The following is a 15,034-nucleotide window of genomic DNA, read 5'->3' on the forward strand; positions in this document are numbered from 1 at the left end:
GAAATCAATGTATTTTAGTTGATTTCCTTTTTTCGCTTTAATATCGTTAAGTTGAGTATGGAAATTTTTGAGTTCAATGCTGAATATTTTTTCAAATAATTCGATTAATTGATTTAGTTCGACTTCCCCTTTATTAACAGAGTCTGATAAATAAATACCATAAATTAATATAATTAAATTAACTTTAGTATCCGTCCATTTTAAATTAGATGATATTATAGAGTTTGGATTTTTTAACTGGTACAATCTTTCATCAATATATTTAATTAATGCTTTTATAGCATTTCGTTTTCCTATAATTTCTGAAATAGAATTGATGGCATAGCTCTCGTTTGATGCAAAAATAAAATTGTTCTTTCTCCATTTGTAATGTTCACGAAGAAAGAATTTTTCTTCATCTTCTACTAAATTAAAGTATGATAACATTTGAACTTCGTGATCCTGTAAAGTCTTTAAACTTTCTCTTTTTTTTTGTAGAAGTTCTACTTCTTGTTCATCTGTAATACAAAATGAAAACTTTTTAGCTTCTATATTCTGTATTGATTTAAAGTAATGAAGCTTTTCATATATTTTGGGGTATTCTTTTTTAAAAAAATCAACTTCTGTGTCGGATGAACTAAATTCATGAGAACACAAGATGTGTTGAGTTTCATCTAAAAACTCAGTAATTAATCCAATCGCAATTTTAGCTCCAGTTATTGGATCATTGCTTTTAAATATTATTTCAGCTAATTTACTCTCAAAATTGCCAAAATTAGAAATCAAATTCTTACCCATAAAAATTTTGGTTAGTATACTAGTATGTTAATTAACATAAAGTTAACAATTATTTAATCATTCTAAATTAAATATTTAAAAACATATACAAAGCTCCAATTATGGAGCTTTAAAGTATAGTTTGTTTTATACTCACATTATGTTCTTTTTTTGAACAATGTTTTTGAGCTGCTGCATATCGTTGCTCACTTTCTGTTCGGTAATCCTTGCATAATGTTGAGTAGTTGTAATGCTGTTATGTCCTAACATTTTTGAAACTGATTCAATAGGAACACCATTAGACAAAGTAATCGTAGTAGCAAATGTATGTCGCGCACAATGGAATGTTAGTTCTTTATCAATACCCGAAAGTGCTGCAATCTCTTTTAAATAAACATTCATTTTTTGATTACTGAATACAGGTAATAATTTGCCATTACTACATAAAGGATGATTCTTGTACTTTTCTATAATCTCTATTGGGATATCTAATAAAGGAATTTTTGTCGGAGTTGAGGTTTTTTGTCTGTACGTATGAATCCATAATTGTCCATCGATTCCTTTTACCATATGATTTTTGGTCAAGTTATCCACATCTACATAAGCTAATCCGGTATAGCACGAGAATATGAAAATATCACGAACTAAGTTTAATCGTTCAGCTGGATGTTCTTTTTCATAAATTTTGATGATTTCTTCTTGTGAAAGAAATATACGTTCGACCTTTTCAATCTTTACTTTATAATTGATAAAAGGGTCTTTCTGAATCCAATCATTCGCTAAACAATAATTAATAATCTTTTTGAAGTTCTTGATGTATTTAACTGTTGTATTGTTATTGCAGTTACGAACAGAGCGAAAATAGAAATCTAAATCCATAATAAATGCATGGTCTATTTTGTCTAAACGGATATCGTCTTCTTTATATTGATGCTTTAAGAAATCTTGTAAATGCTTTAAAGTTGTTTCGTAACGGAGTACAGTACCAGGTGCAAATTCTTTGTTAGCCAATTTAGCCATTTGTTCGTTGTGTAGCTTAAAGATTGGAATGAGCATACGAACTGCTTCTTCTTTTTTATGGTTTAGAAGGTTTTTGACATCATCTAACGTAAGTTGTTCATCTCGTAAACTGTATTCGATTTCGATGTTAATAATCTTCATTTTTAGGACATCAAGGTAACCATTGATTGAACTGGCTTCTTTAGAATTACCCTTGATTTTGGAATTTTTTGCATCCCAAGTTCTAGGATCGATGAATTTTTTGGTACTGAATTCCCAACGTTTTCCATTAATGGTGATTCTTACATACAACGGAGTTAAGCCTGTTTTATTGGCTTTAGCACTTCTTGGGTAAATGTGAAGTTTTAAATCTTGTTTCATTTGATCAATTTTTGATGGTTAATAAAAAATTAATTGGTTTTTTCTAAAGAATCAAGATGTTCGATATATGAATAGGTTATAAAAAAGGCTATTAATACACCCATTAAAAATGTTAAAGAAACTGTTTGTAAGCCTTATGAATAAAGGGATTTTCAATTTTAGCGAGACCCTAATTTTAGGAATTCTTTTGGGTCTCGATTTGGTCTCTCCTTAAATGTCTAAATATGTCCGTTAAAGGTATATTATGTACATAAAAAAAGCCCTATTTCTGCTGAAATAAGGCTTTTAACTGCTAAATGCTGTTAAAAAAGTGGAGCTGGCGGGATTCGAACCCGCGTCCAAACAAGCAACAAATAAGCTTTCTACATGCTTAGTTTATTATTAATTTTCGACGAAATCCTGAGAATAAACACTCTGTCATCCGCTTATCATCTAAAATCTCGAAACCTATCCGATGCACTAAGGTTTCTATTCTTACTTTCCCGTGTCCCTGTATCAAACGCCGTAAGTCAAGGCTTTTGAGGGACATTCAGCTTCTATACCTAGTATAGACGTGGCGTATTCTTACTAAAATTCAGAATTATGCAGCTAAAGCGTACTCTTCGTTGCCAGTTAAAAAGTTGAAGTGCCTGATTAAAGTGAGTACACAACCTATCACTGCATGCTTACTTACCCATTGGCCTTGCTGTCAAAACCAGTCAGCCCCATAAATAAATTGTCAATAAATAATTGACGGATGCCAAATGTACAAATTTTATACCAAATAGAATTAACTTTTTCTAAACATAATTATTGAACAAATTTGAATAAATTAGAAAAAATTTAATTCACAAAAAATTTTAATAAAATGGGAAACTTAGTTAATGTACCTACATTCAAAGATCATTATGACAATTACATCAATGGTCAATTTACGCCACCTACAAATGGAAAATACTTTGATGTTGTAACGCCACTTACTGGAAAAGTTTTTACAAAAGCTGCGCATTCTTCAGAAGAAGACTTAGTAAAGGCGGTAGATGCTGCTCACGAAGCTTTCAAAAGTTGGAGTCAAACTTCGCCAACGCAACGAAGCATTATTTTGAATAAAATTGCAGATCGAATCGAAGAAAATCATAAAATGATGTTAGATCATTATCGTCAAACTAAAAATATGTTAGTTTCTTACAGCAAAAAGAAACTTGGATTCTTCTAGTCAAAACATTTAAAAATGCTACCATTGATATCTATTTTAATAATAATTCAAAACCATAAATTTATGATTCCAAAAACAATGAAAGCAGCGGTTGTACAAGGATATGGACAACCTTTAAAAATTCAAGAAGTTCCAGTAAAAACTCCTGGGCGATATGAAGTTCTCGTAAAAGTAATCGCATGTGGTGTTTGTCATACAGATTTGCATGCAATTGATGGAGATTGGCCTGTAAAAGCTAAAATGCCTTTAATTCCTGGACACGAAGGGGTTGGTATTGTCGTAGCATGTGGACCAGAAGCTCAAGTGAAAGAAGGTGACGCTGTTGGTGTTCCTTGGTTATATAGCGCTTGTGGATGTTGTGATCATTGTATTACTGGATGGGAAACACTTTGCGAAGCTCAACAAAATGGTGGATATAGTGTAGATGGTGGATTTGCTGAATATGTAATTGCAGACTCTAGGTATGTAGGGCATTTAAAATCGAATACAAACTTTCTAGAAATAGCTCCAATTTTATGTGCTGGTGTAACAGTGTATAAAGGATTAAAAGAAACGGATACTAAACCTGGAGAGTGGGTTGCTATTTCTGGAATTGGAGGCTTAGGACATGTTGCTGTACAATACGCAAAAGCAATGGGATTGAAAGTAGCTGCTATAGATGTTGCTGATGACAAACTAGATCTAGCAACAAAACTTGGAGCTGATATAACTGTAAATGCTAAAAATACAGATCCTGGAAAATTTTTGCATAAAGAAGTTGGCGGAATGCATGGAGCTCTAATTACTGCAGTATCTCCAATTGCTTTTAAACAAGGAATTGATGTATTAAGACGTAAAGGAACAATTGCTTTAAACGGATTACCTCCAGGATCATTCGAACTACCTATTTTTGAAACTGTTCTAAAACGAATCACCGTAAGAGGTTCTATTGTTGGAACAAGAAAAGACTTACAAGAAGCATTAGATTTTGCTAACGAAGGTTTGGTAAAAGCTACTGTAACACCAGCTAAATTAGAAGACATTAATGATGTTTTTGACAAAATGAAAAAAGGTCAAATTGATGGTCGAATAGTATTAGATATAGCTAGTACAACTTAAAAAAAAATTTTTCTGTATGAAATCAATTAATCGTATATCTGCATCTGATAAAGCAAAAAAACTTCTAGTTGAATTAAAAGCAAAACATGGCGATTTAATGCTTTATCAAGCGGGAGGTTGCTGTGAAGGAACGCAACCGCAATGTTTCAGAAAAGGAGAATTTTATCTTCGATACAAAGATGTTTGCATAGGAGAAATTGATGGAGTAGAATTTTGGATTGACAAAGATTTGTTCGAATATTGGAAACATGCACATTTCGAATTAGATGTAATTGATGCAATTGGCGCAGGAGGTTTTTCGTTAGAAGTTCCGCTTGGCAAAACATTTAAAGTCAATTATCGAATATTCTCTCAAGAAGAACTTAATCAATTAGACGAAGTCAAAATCAATTTATAAAAGAAAAGCCATTTGCAATGCAAATGGCTTTCTTATTTATGATAGAAATAATTTTATCCTAAAACTTCAATCGCTTTGTTGATACGCGCAATCGTTTCCTCTTTTCCTAAAGTTGCCATAATTACAGGAACATCTGGTCCTTGTAATGCACCAACTAAACTAAGACGTAAAGGCATTCCGATTTTTCCAAATCCAATTTCTTGCGTTGTAACATATTCTGCCATTGCATCGTGTAAAATTTCTGAAGTAAATTCTGATGAATTTAAAACTTCAACAAATTTTCCTAAAATCTCTTTCGAATCATCTTTCCACGCTTTTTTAGCTGCTTTTTCATCGTAAGTAGAAGGAGCTATATAAAAGAATTGACCTTGTTCAAAAATATCTTTTACAAAGTTTGCTCTTTCTTTTAACAATTCAACCACTTTTGCATCTAAAGCTGGATTCGCTTCGATTCCGTTTTCTTTTAAAACTTCTTCGAAAGATGGCAATAATTCTTCAACAGATTTTTGTTGTAAATATTGGTGATTAAACCAAGTTGCTTTTTCTGGAGAAAAACGTGCGCCCGATTTTGAAACTTTTTCTAATGAAAATAATTGAATCAATTCTTCCATTGTAAAAATCTCTTGATCTGTTCCAGAATTCCATCCCAATAAAGCTAACATATTCAACACTGCATCTGGGAAATAACCTTCTTGTTTGTATCCTTTTGCAATTCCTTCTTCTGTTTTCCATTCCATTGGGAAAACTGGAAATCCGTGTTTGTCTCCATCACGTTTACTTAATTTTCCTTTTCCTTCTGGTTTCAAGATTAATGGTAAATGTGCGAAACGAGGCGCTTCCCAACCAAATGCATCATACAATAATTCGTGTAAAGCCATTGATGGTAACCATTCTTCTCCACGAATTACGTGAGAAATTCCCATCAAATGATCGTCCACAATATTTGCTAAGTGATACGTTGGCATTCCATCAGATTTGAACAAAACTTTATCATCTAAAGTTGATGCATCAATCGTGATTTTTCCACGAATCATATCATCCAATAAAACTGTACGCGAATCATCAATTTTGAAACGAATCACATAAGGCGTTCCATTCTCAATTAAAGCTTTTGTTTCAGCTTCCGTCATTGACAATGAGTTTTTCAACTTTCCTCTTGTCGACCAGTTATAAATAAATGTTTCTTTATTTTCTTCTGCTTTTGCACGTGCAGCATCTAATTCGTCTGCCGTATCAAACGCATAATATGCATTTCCTGAAGCTAATAATTCGTCTACATATTGTTTGTAGATTTCTTTACGCTCTGATTGACGATAAGAACCTAAATCTCCACCAAAACCAACACCTTCATCAGGAGTTAAGCCTAACCATTTCAACGAATCGATAATATATTGTTCAGCACCTTCCACATAACGTGTTTGGTCTGTATCTTCAATTCTTAATAAGAATTTTCCGTTATTATGTTTTGCGAAAAGATAATTGTATAACGCAGTACGGACTCCTCCGATGTGTAACGCACCTGTTGGACTTGGCGCAAATCTTACACGAACTTCTTTTGCCATTGTATCAAAATTTTTGCAAATTTAAGTCGTTCAATTCTATAATAGATATTTATTTTAAATAATATTCTATTTTTTATCTTCGTAAAACGAAAATTCAACAAAATAAAACCACATAAAAATGAAATTATATACAATAGAAACAGGAAATTTTAAATTAGATGGCGGCGCAATGTTCGGAATTGTACCAAAATCGATTTGGAATAAAACCAATCCTGCTGATGATAGAAATTTAATCGACCTTGCGATGAGATGTCTATTAATCGAAGATGGTAAACGATTAATATTGATTGATACAGGAATCGGAACTAAACAAGATGCAAAATTCTTTGGTTTTTATTATTTATGGGGCGATGCTACTTTGGATAACTCTTTAGCCAAACATGGTTTTCATCGCGATGATATTACAGATATTTTCTTGACGCATTTGCATTTTGATCATTGTGGTGGCGCAATTCAATACAACAAAGAGAAAGATTATTTAGAAGCTTCATTCAAAAACGCAAAATTTTGGTCGAATGCGAATCATTGGGATTGGGCAGTAAATCCAAATCCACGTGAAAAAGCGTCTTTCCTGAAAGAAAATATTTTACCTCTACAAGAAAGTGGACAACTTAATTTGATTGATTTGCCTCAAAATGGATCTATTTTAGAAAATTCTCCACTTGGTTTTGATATTTTATTTGTGGATGGACATACCGAAAAGCAAATGTTGCCAATTATTACCTATAAAGGCAAAAAAATAGTTTATATCGCAGATTTAATCCCAACTGTAGGGCATATTCCATTAATTTATGTAATTGGGTTTGATACACGACCTTTAATAACAGTTGAAGAAAAAGGAACGTTTTTACAAAAAGCAGTCGAAAATGAATATATTTTGTTTTTTGAACATGACCATGTCAACGAATTAGCTACGTTAAAATTAACAGAAAAAGGGGTTAGATTAGATAAAACCTATTCATTTTCAGAAGTTTTTGATTCAATTTAAAATCAATTTCATAACCGAAATGATTTCACAAATTCAGAAAAATATTTTCATACCTTTGTGTTGTCATTTAAAAAAATTATAGAAGCATGGGATGTGGATCTTGTGGAACTTCTAATGGCCTTCCGAAAGGATGTAACAATAATGGTGCTTGTGGCACTGATGGTTGTGGAAAATTATCAGTTTTTGATTGGTTATCGAATATGCAACTTCCAAATGGACAAGAAAAGTTCAATTTTGTGGAAGTTCGTTTCAAAAACGATCGAAAGTTTTATTATAAAAACGAAAACAACATATCTCTAAATATTGGCGATGTAATCGCTGTTGAAGGAACGCCCGGTCATGATATTGGGGTTGTTACACTTACGGGTGAGCTTGTTAGAATCCAGATGAAAAAAAAGAATCTTTCGTGGACTACGGAAGATGTCAAGAAGGTTTATCGCAAAGCGAACCAAAAAGATATAGAAACTTGGGTAGAGTTTCGTGATAGAGAAAAACAAACAATGGTTGATTCTCGAATTATGGCGAAAAACCTTAATTTGGAAATGAAAATTTGTGATGTTGAGTACCAAGGGGATGGAGCGAAAGTTACATTTTATTATACAGCAGAAGGACGTGTCGATTTCCGTCAATTAATCAAAGAATACGCAGGTAAATTTGGCGTAAGAATTGAGATGAAACAAATCGGATATCGTCAAGAAGCAGCAAAAGTTGGTGGAATTGGATCTTGTGGACGCGAATTATGTTGTTCGACTTGGTTAACAGATTTCCGCTCTGTGAGCACTGCTGCGGCACGTTATCAACAATTGTCAATTAACTCGCAAAAGTTAGCTGGACAATGTGGTAAATTAAAATGTTGTTTAAATTTTGAATTAGATTCATATTTAGATGCATTAAATAGTTTTCCGTCGATAGAAAGCCGTTTCGAGACTGAAAAAGGTTGGGCACATTGTGTTAAAATAGACGTTTTCAAGAAAGAAATGTGGTTTGCTTATGACAAAGGAGGAATTGTTTGGTACAAATTTTCGGTAGACGATATTCAAGAATTTTTAGCAATTACTGCAAAAGGTCAAAAAACTGAACCTTTAGAAGATTTAGCTAAAAATGTAGAAGAATCGAAACCAGATTTTACAGATGTAATTGGAGAAGATTCTTTAGAACGTTTTGAACGTAAAGAAAAGCAAAACAAAAAACGTAAAAGAATTAAGAATAATCAAAATTCTGGAAACGAAAAAGTTGCGGCGAATACTAATAATCTAAAACCTCAGATGGCAAAACAAAAACAGCCTAATGAAGCCAAAGATAAAGCAAATCGTCCTGAAAATAAACAAGGAAAGAATCCAAATCAGTCTAAAAAGAATAATCAAAATAGACCGAACAAAAATTCGAATCCTAATCAGAATCAGCAACAACAAAATCAGCCAAAAGAGAAGCAACAGCCAACTCAGGCAAAAGAGCAACAAGTTCAACCAAATACTGATCAGCAAAAGCCGCAAGGAAATAATCGAAATCGCAATAAACAAAAGCGAAAACCGAATAAACCGAGCAATAATAGCCAACAAAATAATCAAACAAATCAGGCTAATCAGTCAACTCAACAACCAAAAAAACAACCTCAGCAAAATAATCAAAATGCTGAGCAAAAACCGAAAACTAAGGACGAGAATCATACAAATAATTCTCAACCGAATCCAAATAAATCGAAGAATCGAAGTAAAAAAAGATTTAATCGTGGGCCAAAACCAAATGATACGCAACAGTAGTTTGCTTTTTATTTTAGTCTTTTTATTGTTTAGTTGTGAGGCTAAACATTATTATCAAGACACAAAAGATGTGAAAGACGAATGGAAGAGTAATCAACCTCAAACCTTTACGTTTGATGTAAAAGATCCAAAACCTTCGGCTGTTAACATTGGATTTGTGTTAAGAAATAATACGTCGTATGAATATAGTAACTTATATTTGTTCACGAAATTCATCGATCCTAAAGGAAACGAAATGATTGATACCTTACAGTATTACATTGCAAATCCCGATGGAAGCTGGATTGGTAAAGGAATGACAACAAAAGAAATGATGTTGGTTTATCGTGAAAATTTACCAATAAAAGACTCTGGTCGCTATCAACTAAAAGTTTGGCAAGGTATGCGAACAAAGAATTTGAAAGGAATCGAAGACATTAGTTTGATTGTTGATAAAGCTGAATAATACAGAATGGAAAACAATAAAAATCCTAAAACAAGCGCAACTTCTAAAGCAAAAAAGAAGTTCAATAGCTTTTCATTAGCCAAAAAAATAATCGTTACCATTTGGGTACTGTTTTTTTGTGCCGTATTAGGAATTTTCGGAATCTTTTGGGCGACATCTAACGGATGGTTAGGTGAAATTCCCAATGTACGTGATTTAGAAAATCCTGATATTTATGTTTCATCAGAAATTATTTCTTCTGATGGTGTTTTGTTAGATCGTTTCGAAGCAGAACGCAGAACACCAGTTGATTACAAAGATTTACCTCCACATTTGGTTGACGCATTGTTAGCAAAAGAGGATGTTCGTTTCTTTGATCATTCAGGTGTAGATATTAAAGCTGCTTTCCGTGCTATATCTTCAGGTGGTGATTCAGGAGGTGGATCTACAATTACACAGCAGTTAGCAAAACAGTTGTACACAAAAGACCCTTCTTCTAATAAGGTGAAACGTGGTTTACAAAAACTAAAAGAATGGGTAACTTCTGTTCAATTAGAAAAATTGTATACAAAAGAAGAAATCATTGCGATGTACTTCAATAAGTTTGACTTTATCTATGGTGCAAAAGGAATTGAATCTGCTTCTAAAGTTTATTTCAATAAAACAACAAAAGAATTAAACTTAGATGAAGCTGCAACATTGGTTTCAATGTTTCAAAATCCTGTAAAATTCAACCCTGTAAAAAATCCTGCATTATCTACAGAAAAAAGAAATCTTGTATTAGATCAAATGATGAAATACAACAAGATTTCTAGAGCAGAGGGTGAGGCTGCTAAAGTCGCTCCTTTAGTTACAGATAAGCAAGATATTATGAAACATGATGAATCACATTCAGCATATTTCAAATCTGCTTTGAGAAAGGAAATTCAGCAATGGATGGTTGATTATGAGAAAGAAACAGGAAAATCTTATAACCTTGAAAAAGATGGTTTAAAAATTTATGTAACGTTAGACTCAAGAATGCAGAATTTAGCTGAAGAAGCGGTTAAAAAACAATTAAAAGTTTTACAAGATCAATTCTTTGGAGAGCAACGTGGACGTAGTTTAGCACCATTTTATAATATTTCTGCTGCAAAAAGAACACAAATCTTTAAGCAAGCAATGGCTCGTACAGATTTGTATAAAAAGATGAAAGCCGAAGGAAAATCTGAAGCTGAAATCGAAACTGTTTTCAATACACCTCGCGACTCTGTTCAGTTCTTTACATGGAACGGAATTCAGTACAAAAAAGGGAAAACATTGATGGATTCAATCGAATATCACAAACATATTTTACAAGCTGGTTTGATGTCAATGGATCCAAAAGATGGAACAATCAAAGCTTGGGTTGGAGGAATCGATTGGAATTATTTCAAATTTGACCACGTAAAACAAGCACGTCGTCAGGTAGGTTCTACGTTCAAACCGTTTGTTTATGCAACAGCGATTAATCAATTAGGATTAACACCTTGTCATACTGTTTCTAATGAGAGAATTCCAGGAAATTGGTCTCCTCGAAATGATAATGGTAAATATGGTGGATCTCAAGATTTAAGAACTGCATTAGCTTATTCTACAAATATTGTCGCTGCACGTTTGATTATGCAAACAGGTGAAGAACCTGTAATTCAAATGGCTCGTGACCTTGGAGTTGAATCTCCTATCGTAAAAGATCCTACAATTGCATTAGGTTCTGCCGATTTATCTTTATATGAGATGGTTGGTGCGATGAGTGCATTTGCAAATGGTGGTATTTACATTAAACCGCAATTAATCTTAAGAATAGAAGATAAGCAAGGAAAAGTTATCAAAGATTATACGCCACAAACACGAGAAGTTGTTAATGAAAACGTAGCGTACACTATGATTGATTTGATGAAAGGTGTTGTAGATAGAGGTTCTGGTGCGAGATTAAGAAATCGCTACGGAATGACTGCCGAAATTGCTGGTAAAACAGGTACAACAAACGAAAACTCTGATGGTTGGTTTATGGGATTAACACCAAATTTAGTTACTGGAGTTTGGGTTGGTGCAGAAGACCGATTTGCTCACTTTGCGAGTACAGCCACAGGGCAAGGAGCCAATACAGCTATGCCAATTTGGGCTTACTATATGCAAGGCGTTTACAAAGAAGGAGGAAAATTTGGCGTAACAGCTGGAGATAAATTTGACAAACCTAAGGACATTGAAAAACACTGGGATTGTTCGAATACATACGGATTCCATCAATATGATGAAATGTATGATCCAGGTCCAATTATCGAAGGAAGTGGTAGTGAAAGCGTAGGCGAAAACTATGAAGTTCCTGATGAAGAAGGTCAATAATTAAATTGATATAAAACAAAATAGCCACTCAAAATTGAGTGGCTATTTTTATGATTTATAATTCTTCTTTTTCCTCTTCGTTATCAAACTGATTGTTGTACGCTTCACGTTCTTGTGCCAATTTCTTTTCGCGTTGTTTTTTCTTAAAATCACGAATCGTCATATACGTTAACAACACAACAAGCGCTGCAACCAAAAAATAATTAGCATACGTAAATAAATTCGTAATTGTATCCGTTACCACCTCATCTGGTGTTACAACAGCTTTTTCTTCCATAGGAAATATTTTAATTATTGATAGAATTCTTTCGGATATTCTACCATTCCATTTACATTTTTCAGCGCATCTTCCTCCAACTCAATTGCCATACAATTTTAATCTGGAACATCAAAAGGTAACTGAATATCAAAGTCAGATGCTTTTCGGTAACCAAATTTAGGATAATAAGTTGGATGACCTAACAAAATAATCGATTCAAAACCTAATTCTCTCGCTTTCTTATGCGCAAATTCTATTAAATGACCACCAATTCCATTTCCTTGATAATTAGGTAAAACCGCTACAGGAGCAAGTGCTAAAGAATCGTAAGAAAAATCTGAATGATTAATTTTAATCTTTGTCAATGAGATATAACCAACAGTAAGTCCATTCATTTCAAAAACAATAGACAAATCAGGAACAAAACTATCAGAATTTCGTAATCGTTCTACTAAAAATTGTTCACGATGATCACTATATTCTTCATTTTCAAATGCCTTTTCAATCAATTTAAAAATTTGTTCATAATCGCTTTTCTCCTCTTTCCTAATATTCATGCTCCATCAATTGATTAACCTTATAAAATTAGAAAAAGGTTTTAACAAAACAAACAACAAATCGTATCTTTGTCGCTTATAGATTTTAAGCAAATGAGTCAACCAAAAAGATATACAATAACAGCGGCTTTACCTTATGCTAACGGACCATTGCACATTGGTCACATGGCAGGTGTTTACGTTCCTTCTGATATTTATGCGCGTTTTTTACGAAGAAAAGGAAAAGATGTGGCATTCATTGGAGGTTCTGACGAACATGGTATTCCAATTACAATTCGTGCCAAAAAAGAAGGCGTAACGCCACAAGATATTGTTGATCGTTACCACGAAAATATCAAAAATACATTGGCTAATTTTGGTGTGACGTTCGATATTTATTCTCGTACAACATCAGATAAACACAGAGAAGTTGCGCAAGACTTCTTCAAAACGTTATATGATAATAACAAATTTACAGAAGATGTTACAGAACAATTTTACGACGAAGATGCGCACGAATTTTTAGCGGATCGATACATTCGTGGTGAATGTCCCAAATGTGGAAATCCTGATGCTTACGGCGATCAATGTGAAAAATGTGGCTCAACATTAAGTCCAGAAGAATTGATTAATCCGCGTTCTGCTTTATCTGGAAATACGCCAATCAGAAAAGAAACTAAAAACTGGTATTTGCCATTGGATCAATACCAAGATTTCTTATCAAAATGGATTTTAGAAGATCACAAAAATGATTGGAAATCGAGTGTTTATGGTCAAGTAAAATCTTGGTTAGACGATGGTTTAAAACCTCGTGCTATGACACGCGATTTAAACTGGGGAATTCCTGTTCCTGTTGATGGTGCTGAAGGAAAAGTAATGTATGTTTGGTTTGATGCACCGATTGGTTACATTTCTTTCACGCAAGAATGGGCAGAGAAAAACGGTAAAAATTGGAAAGATTATTGGCAAAACGAAGAAACGAAATTGGTTCATTTCATCGGAAAAGATAATATCGTTTTCCACTGTATCATTTTCCCAACAATGATGAAAGCGCATGGCGATTACATTATGCCTGATAATGTTCCTGCAAATGAATTCTTGAATTTAGAAGATGATAAAATCTCAACTTCTCGTAATTGGGCAGTTTGGGCACATGAATATTTAGAAGATTTCCCGAATCAACAAGATACATTGCGTTATGTGTTGACGGCAAATATGCCTGAAAATAAAGACAATAACTTTACGTGGAAAGATTTCCAAACGAAGAATAATTCTGAATTGGTTGGAATTTTAGGAAACTTTATCAACCGTGTAATGGTGCTTTCTCACAAATATTACGAAGGAATTGTTCCTTCAAAAACAATTGAATTTGAAGAATTAACTGAAATCAAATATTTTGCAAAGCGCATTGGTGATCATTTAGAGAAATATGAATTCCGTGCTGCGTTGACAGAATATATGAATTTAGCTCGTCTTGGAAATCAATTTTTACAAGCGCAAGAACCTTGGAAAAAAGGTGATGATCCAGAAGCTGTAAAAGGAATTATGTATGCTGCGACGCAAATTGCTGCGGCATTAGGACAATTGGGAGAACCATTTATTCCATTCGCTTCTGAGAAAATGTTGACTATGATGAATGTAGAAAAAATGAGTTGGGATGATTTAGAATCAACAGACGAATTTGTAAAAGCTGGACATCAATTAGGACAATCTGAATTAATTTTTGCAAAAATTGAAGACGAAGCAATCGAAGCACAAATCAATAAATTAAACGAAAGTAAAGTCAAAAATAATATGACAAATCCAAACGCAGAACCTCAAAAAGAATTGATTTCTTTTGATGATTTCCAAAAAATGGATATCCGTATCGGAACTATCTTAGAAGCGAAGAAAGTTGAAAAAGCAGACAAATTATTCGAACTAAAAGTAGATACAGGAATGGACGTTCGTACAATTGTTTCTGGTATTGCAGAACATTTTACGTTAGAAGAAATCGTTGGGAAACAAGCGATGGTTTTAGCAAATTTAGCGCCTCGTAAAATTCGTGGAATCGAATCGAACGGAATGTTATTATTCGCTGATAAAGTAGACGGAAAATTAACGTTTGTAAATCCAGAAGAAGAAACGCCAAACGGTGTTCAAATTGGATAATTTTTATTGTAAAAAGTAAAATGTATTAAGTATAAATGTAAAAGCCACTTCGATGAAGTGGCTTTTACATTATCTCTTTAAAACTTCTATAAATTTTCCTTGTTGATTCTTTTCTAAATTAATTTTTAAAATGTAATTCTTCTTTTTAATTAAAAAATAGTCTT

General features: G+C 33.2%; 13 protein-coding genes and 1 other RNA gene. 8 read left to right on the forward strand and 6 right to left on the reverse strand.

From position 1 onward, the window contains the following. The 3 genes from N5E64_RS14430 to ssrA form a co-directional block, all read right to left on the reverse strand. On the reverse strand, positions 1-777 hold a 777-nt coding region (locus N5E64_RS14430; RefSeq protein WP_280038090.1), incomplete at its 3' end, for an RteC domain-containing protein. Positions 778-909: 132 nt separating this feature from the next. Beyond that, positions 910-2,136, reverse strand: a complete 1,227-nt coding sequence (locus N5E64_RS14435; RefSeq protein WP_280038093.1) for a site-specific integrase — start codon at positions 2,134-2,136, stop codon at positions 910-912. A gap of 308 nt (positions 2,137-2,444) precedes the next feature. Continuing rightward, positions 2,445-2,842: a transfer-messenger RNA gene (gene ssrA, locus N5E64_RS14440) on the reverse strand. A gap of 141 nt (positions 2,843-2,983) precedes the next feature. Here ssrA and N5E64_RS14445 point away from each other — a divergent pair. The 3 genes from N5E64_RS14445 to N5E64_RS14455 all read left to right on the forward strand — a co-directional run bounded on the left by N5E64_RS14445 (position 2,984) and on the right by N5E64_RS14455 (position 4,826). Further along, entirely contained in the window at positions 2,984-3,331 is a 348-nt protein-coding gene (locus tag N5E64_RS14445; RefSeq protein WP_375747494.1) for an aldehyde dehydrogenase family protein, read from the forward strand. Positions 3,332-3,394: 63 nt separating this feature from the next. Then, on the forward strand, positions 3,395-4,429 hold the full coding sequence (gene adhP, locus N5E64_RS14450; RefSeq protein WP_280038095.1) for an alcohol dehydrogenase AdhP: 1,035 nt from the start codon (positions 3,395-3,397) through the stop codon (positions 4,427-4,429). Between the two features lie 16 nt (positions 4,430-4,445). Then, a complete protein-coding gene (locus N5E64_RS14455) occupies positions 4,446-4,826 on the forward strand; it encodes a DUF779 domain-containing protein (RefSeq protein WP_038336795.1) in 381 nt (126 codons plus the stop codon). A gap of 53 nt (positions 4,827-4,879) precedes the next feature. Here N5E64_RS14455 and gltX read toward each other — a convergent pair whose 3' ends face one another. Continuing rightward, positions 4,880-6,388 (reverse strand): glutamate--tRNA ligase, encoded by a 1,509-nt coding sequence (gltX, locus tag N5E64_RS14460; RefSeq protein ID WP_280038098.1) that lies wholly within the window; start codon positions 6,386-6,388, stop codon positions 4,880-4,882. A 118-nt stretch (positions 6,389-6,506) separates the two neighbouring features. Here gltX and N5E64_RS14465 point away from each other — a divergent pair, with 118 nt between their 5' ends. The 4 genes from N5E64_RS14465 (at position 6,507) to N5E64_RS14480 (ending at position 11,924) form a co-directional block, all read left to right on the forward strand. Continuing rightward, the gene (locus N5E64_RS14465) at positions 6,507-7,376 is read left to right on the forward strand and encodes an MBL fold metallo-hydrolase (RefSeq protein ID WP_280038100.1); all 870 of its coding nucleotides are present in this window, start codon (positions 6,507-6,509) and stop codon (positions 7,374-7,376) included. Between the two features lie 86 nt (positions 7,377-7,462). Next, positions 7,463-9,136 (forward strand): regulatory iron-sulfur-containing complex subunit RicT, encoded by a 1,674-nt coding sequence (locus N5E64_RS14470; RefSeq protein WP_347881237.1) that lies wholly within the window; start codon positions 7,463-7,465, stop codon positions 9,134-9,136. After that, positions 9,120-9,581 carry a gliding motility lipoprotein GldH gene (locus tag N5E64_RS14475; protein WP_084106949.1) on the forward strand — a complete coding sequence of 154 codons (462 nt, stop codon included), beginning with the start codon at positions 9,120-9,122 and terminating at the stop codon, positions 9,579-9,581. The genes N5E64_RS14470 and N5E64_RS14475 overlap by 17 nt, the downstream gene beginning before the upstream one ends. A gap of 6 nt (positions 9,582-9,587) precedes the next feature. Continuing rightward, the gene (locus tag N5E64_RS14480) at positions 9,588-11,924 is read left to right on the forward strand and encodes a transglycosylase domain-containing protein (protein ID WP_280038104.1); all 2,337 of its coding nucleotides are present in this window, start codon (positions 9,588-9,590) and stop codon (positions 11,922-11,924) included. A 55-nt stretch (positions 11,925-11,979) separates the two neighbouring features. Here N5E64_RS14480 and N5E64_RS14485 read toward each other — a convergent pair whose 3' ends face one another. After that, positions 11,980-12,201, reverse strand: a complete 222-nt coding sequence (locus tag N5E64_RS14485) for a hypothetical protein (RefSeq protein WP_038336800.1) — start codon at positions 12,199-12,201, stop codon at positions 11,980-11,982. Positions 12,202-12,299: 98 nt separating this feature from the next. Next, entirely contained in the window at positions 12,300-12,740 is a 441-nt protein-coding gene (locus N5E64_RS14490) for an N-acetyltransferase (RefSeq protein WP_313252393.1), read from the reverse strand. Positions 12,741-12,833: 93 nt separating this feature from the next. On the opposite strand from N5E64_RS14490, the gene metG reads away from it, so the two are divergent. After that, complete coding sequence (gene metG / locus N5E64_RS14495) at positions 12,834-14,870, forward strand: methionine--tRNA ligase (RefSeq protein ID WP_280038107.1); 2,037 nt, start codon at positions 12,834-12,836, stop codon at positions 14,868-14,870. Positions 14,871-15,034: the final 164 nt, after the last annotated feature.

Origin of the sequence: Empedobacter sp. GD03739 (assembly GCF_029843245.1) — a bacterium.
Taxonomy (GTDB): Bacteria; Bacteroidota; Bacteroidia; order Flavobacteriales; family Weeksellaceae; genus Empedobacter; species Empedobacter falsenii_B.

Bases quoted from the DNA above. Each gene is read 5' to 3' on its own strand.
- N5E64_RS14435 (WP_280038093.1), bottom strand. From the start codon at position 2,136: ATGAAACAAGATTTAAAACTTCACATTTACCCAAGAAGTGCTAAAGCC.
- N5E64_RS14445 (WP_375747494.1), top strand. From the start codon at position 2,984: ATGGGAAACTTAGTTAATGTACCTACATTCAAAGATCATTATGACAAT.
- adhP (WP_280038095.1), top strand. From the start codon at position 3,395: ATGATTCCAAAAACAATGAAAGCAGCGGTTGTACAAGGATATGGACAA.
- N5E64_RS14455 (WP_038336795.1), top strand. From the start codon at position 4,446: ATGAAATCAATTAATCGTATATCTGCATCTGATAAAGCAAAAAAACTT.
- gltX (WP_280038098.1), bottom strand. From the start codon at position 6,388: ATGGCAAAAGAAGTTCGTGTAAGATTTGCGCCAAGTCCAACAGGTGCG.
- N5E64_RS14465 (WP_280038100.1), top strand. From the start codon at position 6,507: ATGAAATTATATACAATAGAAACAGGAAATTTTAAATTAGATGGCGGC.
- N5E64_RS14470 (WP_347881237.1), top strand. From the start codon at position 7,463: ATGGGATGTGGATCTTGTGGAACTTCTAATGGCCTTCCGAAAGGATGT.
- N5E64_RS14475 (WP_084106949.1), top strand. From the start codon at position 9,120: ATGATACGCAACAGTAGTTTGCTTTTTATTTTAGTCTTTTTATTGTTT.
- N5E64_RS14480 (WP_280038104.1), top strand. From the start codon at position 9,588: ATGGAAAACAATAAAAATCCTAAAACAAGCGCAACTTCTAAAGCAAAA.
- N5E64_RS14485 (WP_038336800.1), bottom strand. From the start codon at position 12,201: ATGGAAGAAAAAGCTGTTGTAACACCAGATGAGGTGGTAACGGATACA.
- N5E64_RS14490 (WP_313252393.1), bottom strand. From the start codon at position 12,740: ATGAATATTAGGAAAGAGGAGAAAAGCGATTATGAACAAATTTTTAAA.
- metG (WP_280038107.1), top strand. From the start codon at position 12,834: ATGAGTCAACCAAAAAGATATACAATAACAGCGGCTTTACCTTATGCT.